Raw genomic sequence first — 627 nt, 5'->3', positions numbered from 1 at the left:
CACCCTGGCGAGATGGTAGTCAACTATTCCAATGCCCAGCGCGGCGACAGCCTCGACGTCGCCGGGGCCGTCTGGAACCCCAGCGCCGGAGTCAGCGCAAGCCTGTACACCTCGCGCTTCGAGGACACCTGGAACCAGCAGTACCTGGGCAGCACCCTGAGCCACGCGCTGGACGAGCAAAGCAGCCTCAGCCTGGACCTGAACCTCTACCACACCCGTGACACCGGCAAGGCGCTGTCCGGGCGTATCGACAACACCACGTGGAGCCTGATTTCACGCTATCGCCACAGCGCTCACACGTTCAGCCTCGGCTGGCAGCAGGTGCACGGCGATACCCCGTTCGATTACGTCAGCCGTGGCGCGGTGTACCTCACCAACGCCGTGCAGCTTTCAGACTTCAACGCCCCCAACGAAAAATCCTGGCAGGCGCGCTATGACCTTGACCTGGCCAGCGTCGGCGTGCCTGGTCTGCTGCTCAGTGCGCTGTATGTGCGCGGCTTCGACATCGACGGCAGCCACGTCGATCGCGACGGCGGTTACGCCTACCTCGGCTACGGCAAAGGCGGCAAGCACTGGGAGCGCGACCTCGAAGCCCGCTATGTCGTGCAGCAAGGCAAGGCCAAGGGC

Annotated in this window: 1 protein-coding gene; it reads left to right on the top strand. The window is 64.6% G+C overall.

Annotated features, from left to right (window positions below):
• Positions 1-627: OprD family outer membrane porin (locus SJI00_RS22375; RefSeq protein ID WP_322463860.1), on the top strand; the 627-nt coding region annotated here is incomplete at both ends.

It is taken from the genome of Pseudomonas gebzensis (assembly GCF_034427815.1).
GTDB lineage: Bacteria > Pseudomonadota > Gammaproteobacteria > Pseudomonadales > Pseudomonadaceae > Aquipseudomonas.
The sequence above is the reverse complement of the archived record's forward strand: the minus strand, read 5'-3'. Positions and strand labels throughout refer to the sequence as shown.